This window comes from Bacteroidales bacterium, from assembly GCA_016709865.1.
Lineage (GTDB): Bacteria > Bacteroidota > Bacteroidia > Bacteroidales > VadinHA17 > LD21.
The window spans coordinates 482037-500986 of sequence record JADJLX010000003.1; the positions used below are offsets into that span (position 1 = coordinate 482037).

Sequence of the window (18950 nt, forward strand, 5' to 3'; positions counted from 1 at the left end):
ATGCTCTCTGTGTCTCCGTGGTAGAATAAATGCACAGGGCATAGAGATCAGAGCATTGTGAAAAGCGTATAGCGTATAGCGTATAGAATAGAGCTTAGAACAGGATTTTTATCTGAAATTTTAATTCCTCCTTATTTTCATTTTTTAAATCACTGTTGGTCCGGGAGGTAATCCCATATTTAAACCTGATTTCTGCTGAATCGCTAAAATCCCATTTAATCATAATATAACTCCGGCTGCCTTCACCCGATAGCGCAGGAATACTGAAGCTGTATAGCAGATCATTCTCATAGGCATAGATTCTTGAGTCCCAGGTATCGGTTTTAAACATGCAGTATCTCAGCCAAAGGGAGAGAGGGATTCTTTTAAACCTGCAAATTATATCCTGTGCTAAAAGCATTCCCCTGCTGCCCGACGGATCAGCAATTTTATACTCAATTCTCGTCCCGGTTGTCAGATAATCATAAAGGGTGTATCTTACTGAACCTCTTACAGATCTTGAAATGTTTTCCTGTTGCGGAGGGATCCCTCCGGTCTCATTCAGATCTGTTATTGTTAATCTGTAATTATACAATCCCTCAATTGTAAGCTTTTCGGTTGGAAGGAATCTGACTCTCAGCTCCTGTTTTATACCATGCGACGGAGAGCTTGTTCTGTATTTCAGCCAGGCGATATTATGCAAATCGACACCTCCGGAAATGAACAGATGTTTTGCTGCTTCGAATGTGAAATTTCCTGTAATTCCGCGTTCGCTGCCATTTGCTGAACCGGCTGATGGACCTTTCCCATGCAGACTGGTAAATCCGGAATGATAGTCACGGAAAAGGAAATTTACACTCAGCCTGTCTGAAGGTCTCATTGTAACGCCTTGAATAACAGCATGTTTAAACGACTCATTTACAGACACTTCGCCAAACAGCAGTATTCTTTTAATGAGACTGTTATAATAAATTGTATACAGTGAATTTCTGTCTCCCCTGTAATCAAAAAGATCTTCAGGGATCTTGTCTTTTTGAATCAGCGGTAATGACAGCCTGTCCTCTGACCAGGAGAACCCAACCCTGAGATTAGAGAAATTACAAGTCAGATTTATTCCGTAAGCCAGATCGGTGACGGCATCTTTCTTTAATAATGAAGAGTTGGATGTGTGCAGTCCTGACGTGTAAAAGTTCTCAATCCTGTCAACCGATGACCCATTTGATGAATAAGATGAAGCATCGATGCGGTTCCCTGACCAGATGGCGGAGAATGACAAATTTTTATAAGCTAATTCGGCAGCAGTACCCCTGAAAAAGTTATTCTCATCGGCAGAGGTATAGGGCCTTATCTCATTTCTGGCAGACATATACCCCGGGGCAGAGAGGGAGAGGCCTCTTCTTATGCCGGTATTGATATTTGTACCCTGTCCGAAGCTGGCAGAGAAGTCACCGATTATTATCCGCCGGATTATTCCTTTCCCGGTAAAAGCAATATGGGCTGACATGAAATCAGGGAGCGGAGGGGATCCTGATAATAGTTTTTCTCCGGGATCTTTCTCTAAAGTTAATCCACCACTTATTCTTCCTGAAATAAATTTGTATTTGGTTAGTATTCTGACAGATGAACCGGGATATGTTGTGTCTTTATCTGATGGTTTATCAGAAATATTTGTAATAAGTGTATTTCTGAAGCGGGCAGAGTCGGAGTTTATCTTAAGCTTGTCGTCGAGGATTATGAAAGAAGATAAGAGCTCAACAGTTTCTTTATCGAACCCGGGGATATTGGCAAGCTCAAACAAAGAGAGGACCTTACCTGAGGAATGGATATAATCGGCGAGTGCTTTAACCTGGAAATCAGAGAGGAAGAATAGTCTGGAAAGCTCTTCTTCTCCTGAAGAATTAATCCTTACCGGTTCATCTGCAAGCTCCTGTAGCCGTTCGACATATGTTGCAACAGCCTCAGGATCATTTTCATCGGCGGCAAGCTCCTCTGCAATAGAAGTTATAATCTGCGAAAGATTTACTTCCTGACTGAAGCCGTAATGAGAAAATAGTAAAAGATTTAATATCAGTAAAAAGCGTTTCATTATTGTACTAGATCCTAACTCATTGATTCTTTTTGTTACACAGAGTTACACAGAGGCCTTCGACAAGCTCAGTTTAACACAGAGTTGCACAGAGATTAGATTCGGTATCTCCTGATTCCATTTCTTAGGACAGTCACATTGAAATTTATTAGTAATCCAACTGATTTACCTGCAAATTTCATATAGGTAAGAATCTGTGCTTCATGAACCGGATTTATTGCATCAACAGCTTTTAACTCTACAACTACTGAATTCTCAATAAGCAAATCTATACGATAACCACACTCTAGTTTTATTTCTTTATAGACAACAGGTGCAGGCTGTTGTCTTTTGATTACTAAGTCTTTCTTTGATAGCTCATAAGCAAGACATTCTTCATACGCAGATTCAAGTAATCCGGGTCCCAGGTTTCTATGCACTTCAATTGCACAACCTATTACCTCTTTTGTTATTTCATTTATTTCCATATACTTACTTTGTTTTTAGATTTCTTCTCAGTGTAACTCTGTGAATCCTCTGTGTCTCTCTGTGTCAGTTCTTCCTTTTTTAAATCTCCCATACATTCTTTGTGGTTAACGGATTTCATTTTAATGGATTTTGAAGATTAATGAAGCTGATGATGTAACTCCAAGTTTATCATGTGTTCTGAAGCCAAGATCGATCATGACGATTTTAGTAAGGTATCCCAATCCGAAACTGAATGAGTTGTTTTCAGTGCAGAACCCGCCTCTGATCCATATGTTTTTTGAAGCCTCATAGTCAAGGCCTGTCCTTATAATTAGATTTCTCCCGGTACTCATCTCGGCCTCAATACCTGCAAAAAGTGTCTCACTAAGGTTTGTTCCCAGGCCAGTTCTGAGTATTGAAGGCACTGAAGTTTTTCTAATTGAGTTTGGGACAGGATTAAAGAGATGAATGCCAATGCTTATATTATCAGAAGGCGTCAGAAGTAATCCGGCTTCACATGTTAAAAACTGATTATTACTGTATTCTCCTGGAGTTCTTTCAGAGAAATAGTCAACCTGGATTCCCGCTGAGAGTTTGTCTGCAAGTTTCAATCCGCAGGCTAATCCTGCCAGGTCCCTTTTAAAGTCTGTATATCCGAAATGAGAGTAAATTGCTCCAATAGAAGCTTTCCCGGCCGGTACTATAATTCCGGCACTGCTTGTTCCGAGTTCTCTGATCCCGAACCTGTTCTCATAATTGAATCCTGCCGAAAATGATTTACTGTAAGCAAGAGAAGCCTGGTTGTGAAAAGAGGACCAGAACGATCTTTTCATGACACATGAGTATCCCATTCCTGCTTCACCGGCTCCGGCATACTGACGATAAGGATCATCGCCTGAGGCGGTTAAAGAGAGAAAAATAAAACAGAGAGAAACAGATATTTTCAGCAGCGAGCTCAACTGTTTCAAAATTGTACCCTAAGATACAAAAAAAATCAATTCTGGAAACAGAAATAATGATTTTCAATAACTCTGTGTTCCTCTGTGACTTCTCTGTGTAACTCTGTGTCAGTTCTTCATTTTTTTGTTACACAGAGAGACACTGAGGATCCACAGAGATCCACAGAGCAAATCCTAGTTTGTCTTGTACTGATATTTTACAGCCTTCAGCTCTTCGTTGGCCTGAACGATCTTTTTTTTAAGTGATTCCTTGTACTTTATAACCTCTTTCATAACTTTTTTGTCGCCTGTGGCTATAATTTGTGCTGCGAGTATACCTGCATTCTGTGCTGCATTAACCCCGACAGTTGCTACAGGAATTCCGGGAGGCATCTGAAGTATTGAAAAAATAGAATCAAGACCTTCAAGTGAGGCTTTAATTGGCACTCCGATAACCGGAAGCGGAGTCATTGCAGCAATTACACCGGGAAGATGGGCTGCCATACCGGCTGCAGCTATGATGACTTTAATCCCCCTTCCTTCTGCATTCTTTGCAAATTTTTCAACCTCATCCGGGGTCCGGTGAGCTGATAGGGCATTCATCTCAAATGGGATCTGAAAACTGTTCAGAATATCTGCTGTTTTTTCCATTACAGGCAGGTCAGATGTGCTGCCCATTATGATGCTTACAATCGGTTCCATTTAACTTTTTTTTAATTTAACCTGCTGATAAGGACAAAAATAAGGTATTATTTTCATATTTTCGCACCGGCTAACAGCTCTAATTTTGCCGTCATGAAAGAAATCAATCTACTCGACAAGACATTCAGGGAATTCATTACCGAAGAGCAGATCCATAATAGGGTTAAAGAGCTCGCGATGCAGATTAATTCAGAACTCGCCGGGAAAGATGTTGTCTTTCTGGGAATCCTTAACGGTGCATTTCTTTTTGCCGCAGATCTTTTCAGACAAATTAACCTTGAAGCACGAATTTCGTTTATCAAACTTGCATCTTATCAGGGCACAACTTCACAGGGGCTGATAAAAGAGCTGATAGGTTGGAATGAAGATATTAATAATAAGACCATTGTAGTAATTGAAGATATTGTTGACACTGGAAATACTCTGGAAAGAATTGTAGATGAGCTTGTTATCAGAAAGGCAGCAGAGATAAGAATTGCAGCATTGCTTTACAAACCAGAAGCCTATAAAAAGGAGATCCCTCTTCATTACATAGGGTTTGAGATTCCAAATAATTTTGTAGTTGGTTATGGTCTCGACTATGATGGCTACGGACGAAACCTTCCATCGGTTTATACGTTAATTAAATAATTCATAATTCATAATTCGTAATTCAGGTATAATATGGTTAATTTTTTAATTTTCGGACCTCCCGGATCAGGTAAGGGAACACAGTCAGTAAGGTTGGCTGAAAAATTCAATTTATTACATCTTTCAACAGGCGATATGCTTCGTGCTGAGATAGCAGCAGGAACGGAACTTGGTAAGAAAATGAGTCTTATCATGTCGAAAGGCGAGCTGGTTCCTGATGAGGTTGTTATTGAAATGATTGCCAATAAGATTGATGGCAGTAAAGGTAATGCCGGATTCCTTTTTGATGGTTTTCCGCGTACTGTTGCACAGACTGTGTCTCTGGAGAAGATGCTGAACGACAGGGGAATGAAGATTGACCAGATGCTTGTTCTTGATGTAGATCATGATGAACTGGTGAAGAGATTAATTGCAAGGGCAGAATTATCAGGAAGACCTGATGATAAAGATCCTGCTGTAATCGAAAACAGAATTGATGTTTATAAGGAAAAAACAGAACCAATTATAAAATACTGCAGCGACAGGGGTATATATCAGCCTGTTAATGGTATGGGGTCAATTGATGATATCTTCAAAAGACTCGATGGTTTTATGAAGAAATTTGTTTAGCCAAGTCTCCCTGTGCCCGAATTTTTTAAGAGGGAGTTACAGAGGCATCAAGTTCCACAGAGAAAACCCCTGAACGATCTCTGAGATTTTGAAGACGTATTTTAGAACACAGATATTACTAGCTTGATAATTAATTTTTTAGTTCTTTAAATAACAGGAAATGTCAGGATCAAATTTTGTTGATTATATAAAAGTTTACTGCCGTGCCGGTAATGGTGGCCCGGGTTCTGCACATTTCCGCAGAGAAAAATTCGAACCCAAGGGTGGCCCCGATGGCGGTGACGGAGGCAGGGGCGGACATATCATTCTGAGAGGAAACGATCAGATGTGGACTCTTCTTCACCTGAAATACCAGCGTCATATTTTTGCAGAAAATGGTGTTGGAGGAAGTAAACAGACTTCAACGGGAGCCGACGGGAAGGATATTATCGTACAGGTTCCGCTTGGGACAATTGCAAAAAACGCAGCCACCGGAGAAGTGATCTTTGAGATAACTGTTAATGGTGAAGAGAAGATCCTTGCAAAAGGAGGAAGAGGCGGTCAGGGGAATGTCCATTTTAAATCAGCTACACACCAGACTCCCCGATTTGCACAACCCGGGGAACCCGGCGTAGAAGAGGAGTTCATTCTCGAACTTAAGATACTTGCCGATGTTGGTCTGGTCGGATTCCCGAATGCAGGAAAATCGACACTCCTTTCTGTTGTTTCTGCAGCAAAACCAAAAATTGCAGATTATGCCTTCACAACACTTGTTCCAAACCTTGGAATAGTAAGTTACAGGGATGATAAATCATTCGTTATGGCTGATATTCCCGGGATAATTGAGGGAGCTCATGAAGGAAAAGGCCTGGGTATCAGGTTTCTGAGACATATTGAAAGAAACTCAATGCTGCTCTTCATTGTACCTGCTGATAGCAAAAACATTAGAGGCGAATATGATATCCTTGTTAATGAACTGAAGATGTATAACCCGGAACTGCTTGATAAAAAGCGTGTTCTGGCAATATCAAAGTCCGATATGCTCGATAAGGAACTGATGGACGAGATCAGAAAAGACCTGCCTGACCTGCCGAGGGTATTCATATCATCACTCACAGGACTGGGTATTACCACACTGAAAGACATGATTTGGAAAGTACTTAACTTTGACTGATTTTTATTATGCTAGAAAGACTTGATCAGCAGTTTTTCCTGTTTCTGAACTCGCTGAATTCTCCATTCTGGGATCAGATAATGCACATACTCACAGGAAAAATAATTTGGGTACCACTATACCTTGCAATCCTTATTTATCTTGGTATAAAATACAAAAGAAAATTCCTGATAATTCTTCTTTTTATTATTCTGGCAGCTACGATGGCTGACCAGATCTCGGTATTTATTAAAAATGCTGTCGAAAGACCCAGACCTTGTCACGAGCCGTTACTTGAGGGACTCGTTCATACCTTCAACGGAGAGTGCGGAGGGGCATTCGGATTCGTTTCGTCACATGCCACAAACTCATTTAATGTTGCTGTATTAAGCCTTCTCTTCATAAGAAAAAGATGGTACACAATTACCATTGTAATATGGGCTGCTGTAATTGGATATACAAGGATATATCTCGGAGTTCACTATCCGGGGGATGTGCTTTGCGGTTCATTACTGGGAGCATCTATCGGATGGTTAAATTACAAACTATATATTCTGACTGATAACAGAATACTTGTTCACAGAAAGTACTTTAATCCAACTACCTCAAAGTAACCCAACGTTATGTTCTGCATAACCCTGGAATCAAACGACCCGTACTTTAATCTGGCAATTGAAGAACATCTGCTTAGAAATAAAAAGGAGGATTACCTCATTCTGGGTATAAACAGCTCTTCTGTAATAATCGGGAAACATCAGACGCCTCACAGAGAGATAAATACACGTTTTATAACAGATCATAAAATCCCTCTCCTCAGAAGGATTACCGGAGGAGGAACCGTATATCACGATGCCGGTAATCTTAATTTCACATTTATTAAACAATCAGAACCAGGCAAGCAGATTGACTTCCGGAAGTATACTCAACCGGTAATTGATTTCCTGGCATCTGAGGGGGTAGAAGCAAGGTTTGAGGGAAAAAATGACCTGAAAGTAGATGGTTTGAAGATTTCAGGCAATGCTGAACATGTACATCACAACAGAGTGCTTCACCACGGGACACTTCTTTTCAGCACATCACTAGATATCCTGAGGAACACACTGCGTAAAGATACTTCACACTATACCTCAAGGGCTGTTGAATCAAATCCATCGTCTGTTACAAATCTTAATGCAAGACTTTCGCGATTTAAAGATATATTTGAGTTCAGGCTGGGTATGATGGATTATTTCATTGGGAACCTGCCTGAGGCCATAGAATACAAACTTTCTGAACAGGATATATTTGAAGCTGAAAAAATTGCCGGAACAAAATACAAAACATGGGAGTGGAACTGGGCATACGGCCCGGAATATCAGTTTTTTAATGAGTTCGATTTTTCAGGTGATAAAGTAAGATGCAGGTTGTATGTGCGGGAAGGTATTATCCGCGACATTGTACTGGAGGGTTCTTCAGTTCTGGCAAAAATTGAAGAAAAGCTTAAAGGTCGGAGACACATGGTTGAAGACCTTATTGAAGTTTTTAAAGAAGAAAGTATTATGTTATCAAAGGAAGAATTATATAATTTTTTTTAATTTTTTCTCTGTGTATCTCTGTGATTCCTCTGTGTAACTCTGTGACAGTTCTTAAAAAAATTACACAGAGAGACACTGAGAACCACAGAGATCCACAGAGAAGAATAGGTTTAATTTATGGATGTATTTAAGTCGATATTAGTCTGGATTATAGGTATTTGCTTCATGGTGATACTTTTCCCGTTAACCTTTCTGATCTGGTTATTAGTACTGCCATTCGATAAAAAGCGTGTAATCGTCCACCGGCTTCTGGTTAATCAGAGCTTTATCCTAACCCGGATCATGCCAGTATGGGGAATTAAAACACAGGGAAGAGAAAAAGCAATACCGGGAACCACATATGTTTTAATTTCAAATCACCAGTCGATGCTTGATATCTTAATAATCAACAGTCTCAGGTATAATTATAAATGGATCTCAAAAATTGAAAATGAAAAAGTTCCTTTTCTGGGCTGGTACCTGAAAATGGCTGATTATATTACTGTTAACCGGGGTAATGAGGAGAGTAAGGTTGAGATGCTTGAGCGTTCATTAGCCTGTCTTAAAGGTGGTACTTCAATAATGTTGTTTCCCGAGGGAACACGCTCAGCTGACAATGAGATCGGATTTTTCAAAAGAGGAGCATTCCAGCTTGCCATTCAGGCAGGAGTTCCGATTCTTCCGATTGTTCTTGATGGGACAGGCGGAATTCTGCCAAAGCATGGACTGATTTTCGGGTCCGGTCATCATATTAAGGTCAGGGTATTTGATCCGGTAATGCCGGAATCATTTGGAACGACAAATCCTGACGAGCTGGCACTGAAATTCAGTAATATGATGAAAAAATGGTTATCAGAGATAAGAGAAGAATCTGAATAAAGATGAGTCATACAACTGAATACAGAAGGATCCTCCATAAGATGGGTTATTATAACTACCAGAGTGGTTTGATTTACCGGCATATGAACCAGGAAGGCGGCTGGGATGAACATATGGAACGCTGCCGGACTTTTATTCTGAAGGCTCTTGACTATTATTCTCCTGCAAAAATAAGTGTTCTGGGCAGCGGATGGCTTATGGAACTGCCTCTTGCAGAGACTGTTGAAAGAGATATTAGAGTAACTCTGATCGATATTGTTCATCCTCCTGAAGTAATCGCACAGGCTGGGCAGCTAAAGAATGTGGAACTGGTTGAGGCAGATGTGTCGGGCGGACTAATAAGTGAGGTATGGCTTAAAACATCAAAGTACTCTTTCCTTAAGAAGATGAAAACGCTAGAAGATATCTCTGTTCCTGAATATGTCCCGGAATCTGACCCGGGAATGGTTATATCGCTAAATATTCTTACCCAGCTTGAATCTTTGCCTGTTGATTTTCTTAAAAAGAGGTCAAATGTGCAAGAAGAAGAGTACCTCTTGTTCCGAAAAAAGATACAAGACAGACATATAGAGTTTCTTAAAAAACACCAGTCAGTGCTTATATCCGATGTAGCTGAAATCAGTACCGACCGGTCTGGGAATTCAAATACAGTGCAGACTATGGTTTCAGACATTCCCGACAGTATATTAAGGGAAGAATGGACCTGGAATTTTGACTCCAAAAGCACCGATTTTTATAATAGCACAAGTGTGATGAAAGTTTTGGCAATAGTAATTTGAACAGGTTCTGAATGAAACATGCTTTAAAAGAAAAATACCTGGCTGCAGCAAAAGACTTTAGCCTAAAGGAGGCAAAAGAAGAGAAGCTTCTTTTAAGGCTTTCACTTGCCAGATTTTTTTCATTTACAGGTGGTCTGGCATTAACATGGTTTGTTTTTCTGCAGAGTAAAACGGCTGGATATCTGCTAATTGCATTAGTTGTAATCATTTTTCTTTATTTGTTGAAATTATATTCTGAGCACCTGCTGAAAAAGGAATTTTTTGGAAACCTGGCAAAAATAAACCGTGATGAAGCAGATGCAATATCAGGTGATTATGCTCATTTTGAAGCAGGCAATGAGTACATTAATATACATCATGATTTCTCTTTCGACGTTGATCTTTTTGGCAAATCATCAGTATTTCAATATCTGAACCGTACAGTCACCGGATACGGACGGGACATACTTGCAAATTGGCTTCAGGATCCCTATTCTATTTCTGACACACTCGTATTACGGCAGGATACGATAAAGGAACTGGCAGGGAAGGAGAGATGGAGGCAGGAGTTTCTGGCATCAGGAATGAAGACTCCTCTTGAGAAAGCACAGATTGCCGGGCTGCTGGGATGGATGTATGAAAAACCGGCAATAAGATCCTCTTTAGTTGCAAAAATTCTGATTTGGATCCTTCCTGCGGCAGCTATATTGTCTTTGCTTTTGGTAGCTGCCGGCTTACTCCATTATTCGATATTTATGCTCTTTTTTCTTGGCAATCTGTTCTGGATCTCAATCGGCTTGAAAAGCACAAACAGGGTCCATTCTTCTCTGTCAAAGAAGTATTCATATCTCTCCTCCATGACGGCATTGCTTAAAATGTTTGAAAAGGAGGATTTTGAATCTGCAGGGATGAAAGAAATAAAGCTGAATGAGTCGGGCAGCAAAATGTCTGCAGCTGTCTCGGTTAAGAAGCTGAGTCGCCTGATTCAGTCGTTCGACAGCAGGATGAATGTGCTTGTTGGTCTCTTTATGAATGGATTGCTGCTATGGGATTATCATTGTATTTATAAGCTCGAGAACTGGAAATCAGATTATAAGAATTATTTCCCCGGCTGGCTCGAAATGATTGGCAAAGTTGATGCTTTCATTTCGCTTGGGAATTTTGCCTGCAATAATCCGGAGTTCACCTATCCGGTGATTTCAGAAAATAATATAGTCTTCTCTGCCTCAATGGCCGGACATCCGCTTATAGATGAAGAGATAAGGGTTTGCAATGATTTTATTCTTGAAAATAAGGGAACAGTTTGCATTATAACCGGGGCAAATATGGCCGGGAAGAGCACTTTTCTCAGGACAATTGCTGTGAATTACATCCTGGCGATGGCCGGAGCTCCTGTTTGCGCATCAAAACTGGAATTTACTCCTTTCAAACTTTTCACAAGTATGAGAACAACTGATTCGCTGTCGGATAATGAATCATACTTTTACGCTGAACTTAAAAGAATAAAAAGTCTTAAAACAAGGTTTGAGAACAAAGAACCTGTATTCTTTATTCTTGATGAAATATTGAAGGGTACAAATTCAGCTGACAAGAGTCTGGGTTCAAAAATGTTCCTGAAAAGGATGATTGAGCTTGGAGGAACAGGCCTGATTGCAACTCACGATACCTCAGTAGGCGAAATGGAGAAGGAATTTCCACAGTCTGTATTCAACATGTGCTTTGAGATTGAAATTGAAGGAGAATCAATCCGGTTTGAGTACAAGCTACAAAAAGGGATAACTACAAAGATGAATGCAGCCCTGTTGATGAAGCAGATGGGAATACTGGACTGAGAATAATTTGAAAATGGAATATTTTGGCTGCCAATGTTGTCTTTCATGTGTCTATAATCTGTTTACGACATGAAGAAACTATCAATATTGGTTTTATTCTTTCTATTTTCTTTTCAGTTATTCAGTCAGTCAGATGCTGTGATTTCGGGCAGAATATTAGACAAAAATTCATCAGAGCCATTGTCTTTTGCTTCTGTCTCTATCACAAACAGCTCAGATGGGAAACTTCTTACAGGTGCTATCACCGATGAGTCGGGCCACTTTACAATAGCAGCCATTCCACAGGGAGAATACTTCATAAATTGCTCATATTTAGGCTACACCCCAAAGCAGATTCCTGTTCTGGTTGGCCGGTTAAATAAGAACTTTGATCTTGGCAGAATAGAACTGGAAACTTCTGCCGCTGCACTTGCTGAGGTTGTGATTTCGGAGAATAAAAACCTTGTTTCTGCTGGACTCGATAAGAAAAGTTTTGATATTGCCGGAAACATTTCACAAACAGGAGGATCAGTGCTTGATGTTATGCGTAACCTTCCGGGAATAACTGTCGATCAGGAAGGGAAAATGGAGCTCCGTGGCAGCGATAAAGTAACAATTCTGATTGATGGAAAGCAATCAAGTCTCACAGGATATGGAAACCAGAAGGGACTCTCCTCAATACCTGCATCAAACATCGATAAAATTGAAATTGTAAATAACCCTTCAGCAAAATATGATGCTGCAGGCATGGCAGGTATTATTAATATAATTTACAAGAAGGAGAACAAAGCCGGATTGAACGGCGAAGCCGGTATGGCTCTTGGACTGGGGGCTCTCTCCAGAAGAAAGAGTGACCTTCCGACAGACCTTGGAAGTTATGCATTCAATCATAAGATTATTCCCAGTTTAAATCTTAATTACAGAAAAGGAAAACTTAATCTTTTCCTGCAGTCAGAAGTATTGAATCAGAGAAGACTTCCAAATAATGAATTTACTACCAGGACATACAGCAATGGTGATATCACAGCTTCACAGGTACCTGAAAACAGAAAGCAAACACATTATATTGTAAAAGCCGGGGCCGATCTGAATATGGATGATAAAAACTCCATGACTTTTTCAATGATCTATGATTATGAAAGTCACCACGATTCTGCCCAGGTGCCTTATATAAATACTTTAAATTCAGTAAGATACAGATATTGGACATGGCTTGAATATGAAATCACCGGATTCATGAATTACTCGCTTGCCTATAAGCATAAATTTGAAGAACCCGGCCATGAATTGAATGCAAGCGCTCAGTATACAAAAGGATGGGAGGATGAGGCATATCATCTTAATGACAGTTCCGCAATAAGGATCTCCGATGATTATACACACATCCTGGCAATTGAAAATACAACAAACCTTATCGTTGATTATGTGAAACCCATGAAGAGTGGAAGGCTCGAGGCAGGTACAAAATTGCAGGCCAGGCGATTACCTGTAACTTATACTGTAAGAAACGGAGCTCAGTCGATTATTTATCCAGGACTGGGAGACAGATCCGACTGGGGAGAAGATACATATGCAGGCTATGTGAACTGGGTATACGAATCAAGAAAGACAGAAGTGGAAGCTGGCCTCAGGGCTGAGTACACGAAAGTTTTTTACGATCTGTCACCAGCTAATATTTACTATCCTAGAAACGATTCGTATGATTATTTTAACTTCTACCCTAACATCAGGTTAACTTATAAAATTAATCAGAACAACAGCTTGTCAGCCTATTTTAACAAGAGAGTGGACAGGCCCGGGGAACCTGAGCTCAGAGTCTTTCCAAAGTATGATGATCCTGAATTGCTGAAAGTTGGTAATCCATATCTTCGTCCCCAGTTTACAAACACTGTTGAGCTAGCTTATAAGTTGCGCTGGAATAATGGCACTTTATCACTGGCCGGATATTACCGGTCGATTACAGATCCTTTCACCAGAATTTATAGTGTGGATACAACAAATACTACCTACAATATTGTAAATAAGATCTACAGTAATGTAGGAAGCGCAACAAATTCTGGCGTGGAATTGATTTTAAATCAGAGCATTACAAAATACTGGAAACTTACCGGCAGTATCAACTGGTATTCAAATATTATACACGCATACAACGGGATGCTGCTATTCCCTTATGAAAGACCATTCGCCATTGAGTTAACAAGTGACAATTCTGCAGATATAAAGATTAATAATCAGTTCACAATTTTAAAAGAAACTCAATTACAGTTAACAGCACTTTACTATACTCCCAAAAATATCCCACAGGGAGTGCAGGCCGCCAGATCATCTGTTGATATTGGTGTAAAACAGAAAATCCTTAAAGGCAAAGGAGAACTCACCTGTTCATTTAGTGATATTTTTAATGACTTTGGTATCAGACAGGATATTAAAGGAGAAGGTTTCACAGCTGTTTATGAGAATTATTTTGAAACGCAGATTCTCAGTGTGGGGTTTAAGTATAAGTTTTAGGAAGAAGACGGAAGGAAAGAAGACGGAAGACCGAAGAATAAAGCGCAGAGTACAGGGCATGCTTCGGCTTCGCTCAGCATGAAGGGCACTGAGCAAAGCAAAGTTTTCAAGTGATTTTAGCTGCAGAGCAGCGACATATTGGTAGCAAAGAAATTTTCCAGTGAAATGGCGCCGGAGCAGTGCCCGGAATTTCTAATCTTTTCTTATACCGGCGCATAGCAGGAATGGGAAAGTGACATTTATCAACAGTTTCAATGTATTTGTAATTGTCAATTAATCAGCTAAATATTTTAGCCCTCAACTTTTTAGCCCTTAAAGAGTGTTAAAATTCACACTAATTGTTGAAAAATTGACAAAAAAAGGGTCACCTAATTGCTTATATTTGCGCAAAATTCTGCAAAATGTCAGTTGGCTATTCAGAAGAACATATAAAAACCCTTGAGTGGCGTGAGCATATCAGGCTGAGGCCGGGTATGTACATTGGCAAGCTCGGCGACGGTTCTTCGCAGGATGATGGTGTGTACGTCCTGCTTAAAGAGGTTATGGACAACGCCATTGACGAATTCATGATGGGCAATGGCAAGAAGATCGATGTCTCAATAAATGGAAAAGAGGTAAGAGTACGTGATTTCGGCCGTGGTATACCTCTCGGAAAGGTTCTTGATGTCGTTTCCAAAATGAACACAGGGGCTAAGTACGATTCCAAAGCGTTTAAGAAATCAGTAGGTCTTAACGGTGTTGGTGTGAAGGCGGTGAATGCATTATCGAGCAATTTTGTAATCAGATCTATACGTGAAGGTCAGGCTAAAGCTGCTGAGTTTGAGCATGGAGTAACTATCAAAGAGTATCCTGTTGTCTCAACTAATGAAGAGAACGGTGTTGAGGTGATCTTCAAACCCGATGAGGGTATGTTCGGCAATTACTTCTTCATTTCGGAGTACGTCGATACCATGCTTAAAAACTATGTGTATCTTAATTCCGGACTTGTAATTAACTTCAATGGTAACAAGTTCTTCTCAAAAAACGGCCTTGTTGACCTGTTGAATGAGAATATGAGCAAGGAGGGCCTTTATCCTATCATTCACCTTACCGGTGAGGACATTGAAATAGCCTTCACTCATGGGTATACATACGGAGAAGATTATTACAGCTTTGTAAACGGTCAGAATACCACTCAGGGCGGAACACATCTTCTGGCTTTCCGTGAGGCGATCGTGAAAACAATCCGTGATTTCTATAAGAAGGATTTTGATCCGGCCGATATCAGATCGTCAATTATTGCGGCAATCAGCATAAAGGTAGAGGAACCGATTTTTGAATCGCAGACCAAGACGAAGCTGGGATCCAAAGATATGGGACCAGAGGGTCCTTCAGTAAGGAATTTCATCAGCGAGTTTATCAAGAAGCAGTTAGATGATTATCTGCATAAGAATCCTGAAACAGCAAGAATTATTCTGAAAAAGATACAGGATTCCGAAAAAGAACGAAAAGCAATTTCCTCAATTCAGAAGCTGGCACGTGACAGGGCAAAGAAAGTAAGTCTGCATAATAAGAAGCTTCGCGATTGCAGGGTGCATTATAACTCAAATGATACCAATAAGCTTGATTCGACATTGTTTATTACCGAGGGAGACTCTGCCAGCGGTTCTATTACAAAATCAAGAAATGTCGAGACTCAGGCAGTATTCAGCCTCCGGGGAAAACCATTAAACTCTTATGGTCTTACCAAGAAGATCGTTTATGAAAACGAAGAGTTCAACCTGCTTCAGGCGGCACTTAATATTGAAGACGGTATTGAAAACCTCAGGTATAATAACGTTGTTGTTGCTACCGATGCTGATGTCGATGGAATGCATATCCGGTTACTCCTTCTCACCTTTTTTCTGCAGTTCTTTCCTGATCTTGTAAGGAAAGGACATGTTTATATTCTTCAGACCCCGTTATTCAGGGTGAGAAATAAGAAAGAAACAAGATACTGTTATTCCCCCGATGAAAAGGCAAAAGCCATAGCTGCACTCGGACCAAATCCTGAGATGACAAGGTTTAAAGGTCTTGGTGAGATATCCCCTGATGAATTCAAGCACTTCATCGGAAAAGATATGAGGCTCGAACCGGTAAGGATGACAAAGACAGACTCCATAAATGGATTCCTCGAATTCTATATGGGAAAGAATACTCCTGACAGGCAGGATTTTATTATTGAGAACCTAAGGATCGAAGAAGATATTGTTGATGAGGAAAAAAAGGCATATTAACCAGGTGCCGGATTTCATATGGAAGAAGAACTTGATATAAGCAAAGAGGAAGGGAAGAAAGAGGCTCCGGCTGGTCCGATAGCTCTTCATTCCGTTACAGCTTTGTCGGGCATGTACCAGAACTGGTTTCTGGACTATGCTTCATATGTTATTCTCGAGAGGGCAGTTCCCCATCTTCACGACGGACTGAAACCGGTTCAGCGACGTATCCTGCACTCTATGAAGAGGATGGATGATGGCCGTTACAACAAAGTTGCGAACATTATCGGTCATACAATGCAGTTTCACCCTCATGGTGATGCATCTATTGGCGATGCTCTCGTTCAACTCGGTCAGAAAGAACTTCTTATCGATGCCCAGGGAAACTGGGGTAACCTTCTGACAGGCGATGGCGCAGCTGCACCGAGGTACATTGAAGCACGCCTTTCTAAATTTGCCCTGGAGGTTGTCTTTAACCATAAAACAACTGAATGGAAATTATCTTACGACGGCCGTAACAAGGAGCCTGTCACTCTGCCTGTTAAGTTTCCGCTTCTTCTGGCTCAGGGTGTTGAAGGTATTGCTGTTGGTCTGGCATCAAAGATCCTTCCTCATAACTTCAACGAACTTATCGATGCTTCTATTGACTACCTGATGGGTAAGGATTTTGTGTTATATCCCGATTTCCCGACTGGAGGAATGGTGGACATCTCAAAATATAACGACGGTCAGAGAGGCGGAGCAATTAAAGTCAGGGCAAAAATTGAGAAAATCGACAAGAAAGCTCTCGTAATAACCGAGATCCCTTTCGGGAAAACAACAACAACACTTATTGATTCAATCATAAAGGCCAACGAAAAAGGCAAAATAAAGATCAGGAAGATCGATGATAACACCTCTGCAAATGTGGAGATTGTCGTACATCTTATCCCCGGTGTTTCGCCCGACAAGACAATTGATGCCCTTTACGCTTTAACAGATTGTGAATACTCAATATCACCGAATACCTGTGTAATTGTTGATGATAAGCCCTCCTTTATGGGGGTTAGTTCAATTCTGAAAAACTCTGCTGACAGAACAGTTCAGCTTTTAAAGTCTGAACTGGAAATAAGAAAAGCGGAACTTCAGGAAGAGTGGCACATGTCGTCGCTTGAAAAGATCTTTATTGAGGAGAAAATATACAGGGATATTGAAGAGAGCGAGACATGGGAGGCGGTTATATCTGATATTGATAAGGGATTAAAGCCGTTTAAAAAACTGTTACTCAGAGAGGTAACCAGGGAAGATATCATTTCGCTTACTGAAATAAAAATCAAAAGGATTTCGAAATTTGATGTAAAGAAGGCAGATGAGCATATCAGAGGCATTGAGACTGAACTTGAGGAAGTTAAGAATCACCTGAACAATATTATACCTTTCGCCATAAATTATTTCAAGCAGATAAAAAAGAAATACGGGAAGGGCAGGGAGAGAAGGACTGAGATCAGGAGTTTCGATACGATAGAGGCTACAAAAGTGGTAGCCAACAATGCAAAATTGTATGTCAATTACAAAGAGGGCTTTATCGGAACAGGGCTTAAGAAGGATGAGTTTATATGCGACTGCTCTGATATCGACGATGTTATAGCTATCCGTAGAGATGGTGTCTACCAGATAACAAAAGTTTCTGATAAGGTCTTTGTTGGAAGTGATATTTTATATGCCCAGGTATTTCTCAAAAACGACGAGAGAACCATCTATAACATTGTCTATCAGGATGGTAAGGACGGCCCTTTACTTGCAAAAAGGTGCGCTATTTCTGGTCTTACCCGCGATAAGGAGTATTCCCTTACAAGAGGAACCCCGGGGTCTAAAATTGTCTATTTAAGTGTAAATCCAAACGGTGAAGCCGAGGTTATTAAGGTCCATCATAAACCTAAAGCACGCCTTAAGAAGCTTGTATTTGAATTTGACTTTGGTCAGATGGCTATTAAGGGTAAATCTTCTATGGGCAACATACTTACCAAGAATGCTGTTCATAAAGTAACACTTAAGGAAAAGGGACTCTCTACACTGGGAGGAAGGAAGATCTGGTTTGACGATGCTGTATTCAGACTTAACGTTGACGGAAGAGGTACGTTCCTGGGGGAATTCAGTTCCGACGATAAGATCCTGGTAATAACCAAAAACGGGTTTTTCAGGATTGCCGGCTTTGACCTCTCGAATCATTTTGAAGATAATATACTCATAATTGAAAAATTCCGTCCCGGTAAAGTATATTCGGTTATCTACTGGGATGCAGAACAGAAATTTTATTATTTGAAACGGTTCACAGTTGAGGAGTCGGAGAAGCCTCAGTGTTTCATTAATGAAGATCCTGATTCAAAACTGATTAGTCTTACTGAAGTCGAATATCCGCGATTTGAGATCCGCTTTGGGGGCAAGCATAAGGAAAGAGAAAATGAGATAGTTGAGGTAGCTGAGTTCATTGGTGTGAAAAGCTATAAGGCCAAAGGCAAAAGGTTAACAAGTTATGTAGTTGACAACATTCAGGAGATAGAGCCTAAAGTGATCAAAGAGGCAGTAGTGCCCCGTGTTGAAGAGCCTGAACAGGAATCACCTGAAGAGCCTCTGCATTCTCCTGTTCATGAGGATCCCGCACAAATGAAGCTGGAACTGTGATGCCCGGCGGACGGAAAGTATAT

At 40.5% G+C, this 18950-nt stretch carries 15 protein-coding genes; 11 read left to right on the forward strand and 4 right to left on the reverse strand.

All coding sequences use genetic code 11. From position 1 onward, the window contains the following. Nucleotides 1–94: 94 nt before the first annotated feature. From IPJ16_07615 to purE, 4 genes are all read right to left on the reverse strand, one after another. Nucleotides 95–2065, reverse strand: a complete 1971-nt coding sequence (locus tag IPJ16_07615) for a hypothetical protein (GenBank protein ID MBK7627058.1) — start codon at nt 2063–2065, stop codon at nt 95–97. A gap of 95 nt (nt 2066–2160) precedes the next feature. Then, the gene (locus IPJ16_07620; GenBank protein ID MBK7627059.1) at nt 2161–2532 is read right to left on the reverse strand and encodes a GxxExxY protein; all 372 of its coding nucleotides are present in this window, start codon (nt 2530–2532) and stop codon (nt 2161–2163) included. A gap of 120 nt (nt 2533–2652) precedes the next feature. Next, the gene (locus IPJ16_07625) at nt 2653–3480 is read right to left on the reverse strand and encodes a hypothetical protein (protein MBK7627060.1); all 828 of its coding nucleotides are present in this window, start codon (nt 3478–3480) and stop codon (nt 2653–2655) included. Nucleotides 3481–3645: 165 nt separating this feature from the next. Continuing rightward, nucleotides 3646–4152 carry a 5-(carboxyamino)imidazole ribonucleotide mutase gene (gene purE, locus IPJ16_07630; protein MBK7627061.1) on the reverse strand — a complete coding sequence of 169 codons (507 nt, stop codon included), beginning with the start codon at nt 4150–4152 and terminating at the stop codon, nt 3646–3648. Between the two features lie 93 nt (nt 4153–4245). Here purE and hpt point away from each other — a divergent pair, with 93 nt between their 5' ends. The 11 genes from hpt (at nt 4246) to IPJ16_07685 (ending at nt 18927) form a co-directional block, all read left to right on the forward strand. Further along, on the forward strand, nt 4246–4782 hold the full coding sequence (gene hpt, locus IPJ16_07635; GenBank protein MBK7627062.1) for a hypoxanthine phosphoribosyltransferase: 537 nt from the start codon (nt 4246–4248) through the stop codon (nt 4780–4782). A 33-nt stretch (nt 4783–4815) separates the two neighbouring features. Next, a complete protein-coding gene (locus IPJ16_07640; GenBank protein MBK7627063.1) occupies nt 4816–5391 on the forward strand; it encodes an adenylate kinase in 576 nt (191 codons plus the stop codon). 160 nt (nt 5392–5551) lie between these two features. Continuing rightward, the gene (gene obgE, locus IPJ16_07645) at nt 5552–6544 is read left to right on the forward strand and encodes a GTPase ObgE (GenBank protein ID MBK7627064.1); all 993 of its coding nucleotides are present in this window, start codon (nt 5552–5554) and stop codon (nt 6542–6544) included. 8 nt (nt 6545–6552) lie between these two features. Continuing rightward, nucleotides 6553–7137 (forward strand): phosphatase PAP2 family protein, encoded by a 585-nt coding sequence (locus IPJ16_07650; protein ID MBK7627065.1) that lies wholly within the window; start codon nt 6553–6555, stop codon nt 7135–7137. Between the two features lie 9 nt (nt 7138–7146). Then, nucleotides 7147–8097 (forward strand): lipoate--protein ligase, encoded by a 951-nt coding sequence (locus tag IPJ16_07655; protein MBK7627066.1) that lies wholly within the window; start codon nt 7147–7149, stop codon nt 8095–8097. Nucleotides 8098–8214: 117 nt separating this feature from the next. Beyond that, nucleotides 8215–8955 (forward strand): 1-acyl-sn-glycerol-3-phosphate acyltransferase, encoded by a 741-nt coding sequence (locus tag IPJ16_07660; GenBank protein ID MBK7627067.1) that lies wholly within the window; start codon nt 8215–8217, stop codon nt 8953–8955. Between the two features lie 2 nt (nt 8956–8957). Beyond that, entirely contained in the window at nt 8958–9734 is a 777-nt protein-coding gene (locus IPJ16_07665) for a hypothetical protein (GenBank protein MBK7627068.1), read from the forward strand. 11 nt (nt 9735–9745) lie between these two features. Next, nucleotides 9746–11545 carry a DNA mismatch repair protein MutS gene (locus IPJ16_07670; GenBank protein MBK7627069.1) on the forward strand — a complete coding sequence of 600 codons (1800 nt, stop codon included), beginning with the start codon at nt 9746–9748 and terminating at the stop codon, nt 11543–11545. A 69-nt stretch (nt 11546–11614) separates the two neighbouring features. Next, a complete protein-coding gene (locus IPJ16_07675; protein ID MBK7627070.1) occupies nt 11615–14032 on the forward strand; it encodes a TonB-dependent receptor in 2418 nt (805 codons plus the stop codon). A 401-nt stretch (nt 14033–14433) separates the two neighbouring features. Then, on the forward strand, nt 14434–16287 hold the full coding sequence (locus IPJ16_07680; protein MBK7627071.1) for a type IIA DNA topoisomerase subunit B: 1854 nt from the start codon (nt 14434–14436) through the stop codon (nt 16285–16287). Between the two features lie 18 nt (nt 16288–16305). Continuing rightward, the gene (locus IPJ16_07685; GenBank protein MBK7627072.1) at nt 16306–18927 is read left to right on the forward strand and encodes a DNA gyrase/topoisomerase IV subunit A; all 2622 of its coding nucleotides are present in this window, start codon (nt 16306–16308) and stop codon (nt 18925–18927) included. Nucleotides 18928–18950 lie beyond the last annotated feature (23 nt).

Excerpts from the sequence above, each read along its gene's own strand:
- IPJ16_07615 (MBK7627058.1), bottom strand. The coding sequence starts at position 2,065 with ATGAAACGCTTTTTACTGATATTAAATCTTTTACTATTTTCTCATTAC.
- IPJ16_07620 (MBK7627059.1), bottom strand. The coding sequence starts at position 2,532 with ATGGAAATAAATGAAATAACAAAAGAGGTAATAGGTTGTGCAATTGAA.
- purE (MBK7627061.1), bottom strand. The coding sequence starts at position 4,152 with ATGGAACCGATTGTAAGCATCATAATGGGCAGCACATCTGACCTGCCT.
- hpt (MBK7627062.1), top strand. The coding sequence starts at position 4,246 with ATGAAAGAAATCAATCTACTCGACAAGACATTCAGGGAATTCATTACC.
- IPJ16_07640 (MBK7627063.1), top strand. The coding sequence starts at position 4,816 with ATGGTTAATTTTTTAATTTTCGGACCTCCCGGATCAGGTAAGGGAACA.
- obgE (MBK7627064.1), top strand. The coding sequence starts at position 5,552 with ATGTCAGGATCAAATTTTGTTGATTATATAAAAGTTTACTGCCGTGCC.
- IPJ16_07650 (MBK7627065.1), top strand. The coding sequence starts at position 6,553 with ATGCTAGAAAGACTTGATCAGCAGTTTTTCCTGTTTCTGAACTCGCTG.
- IPJ16_07655 (MBK7627066.1), top strand. The coding sequence starts at position 7,147 with ATGTTCTGCATAACCCTGGAATCAAACGACCCGTACTTTAATCTGGCA.
- IPJ16_07660 (MBK7627067.1), top strand. The coding sequence starts at position 8,215 with ATGGATGTATTTAAGTCGATATTAGTCTGGATTATAGGTATTTGCTTC.
- IPJ16_07665 (MBK7627068.1), top strand. The coding sequence starts at position 8,958 with ATGAGTCATACAACTGAATACAGAAGGATCCTCCATAAGATGGGTTAT.
- IPJ16_07670 (MBK7627069.1), top strand. The coding sequence starts at position 9,746 with ATGAAACATGCTTTAAAAGAAAAATACCTGGCTGCAGCAAAAGACTTT.
- IPJ16_07675 (MBK7627070.1), top strand. The coding sequence starts at position 11,615 with ATGAAGAAACTATCAATATTGGTTTTATTCTTTCTATTTTCTTTTCAG.
- IPJ16_07680 (MBK7627071.1), top strand. The coding sequence starts at position 14,434 with ATGTCAGTTGGCTATTCAGAAGAACATATAAAAACCCTTGAGTGGCGT.
- IPJ16_07685 (MBK7627072.1), top strand. The coding sequence starts at position 16,306 with ATGGAAGAAGAACTTGATATAAGCAAAGAGGAAGGGAAGAAAGAGGCT.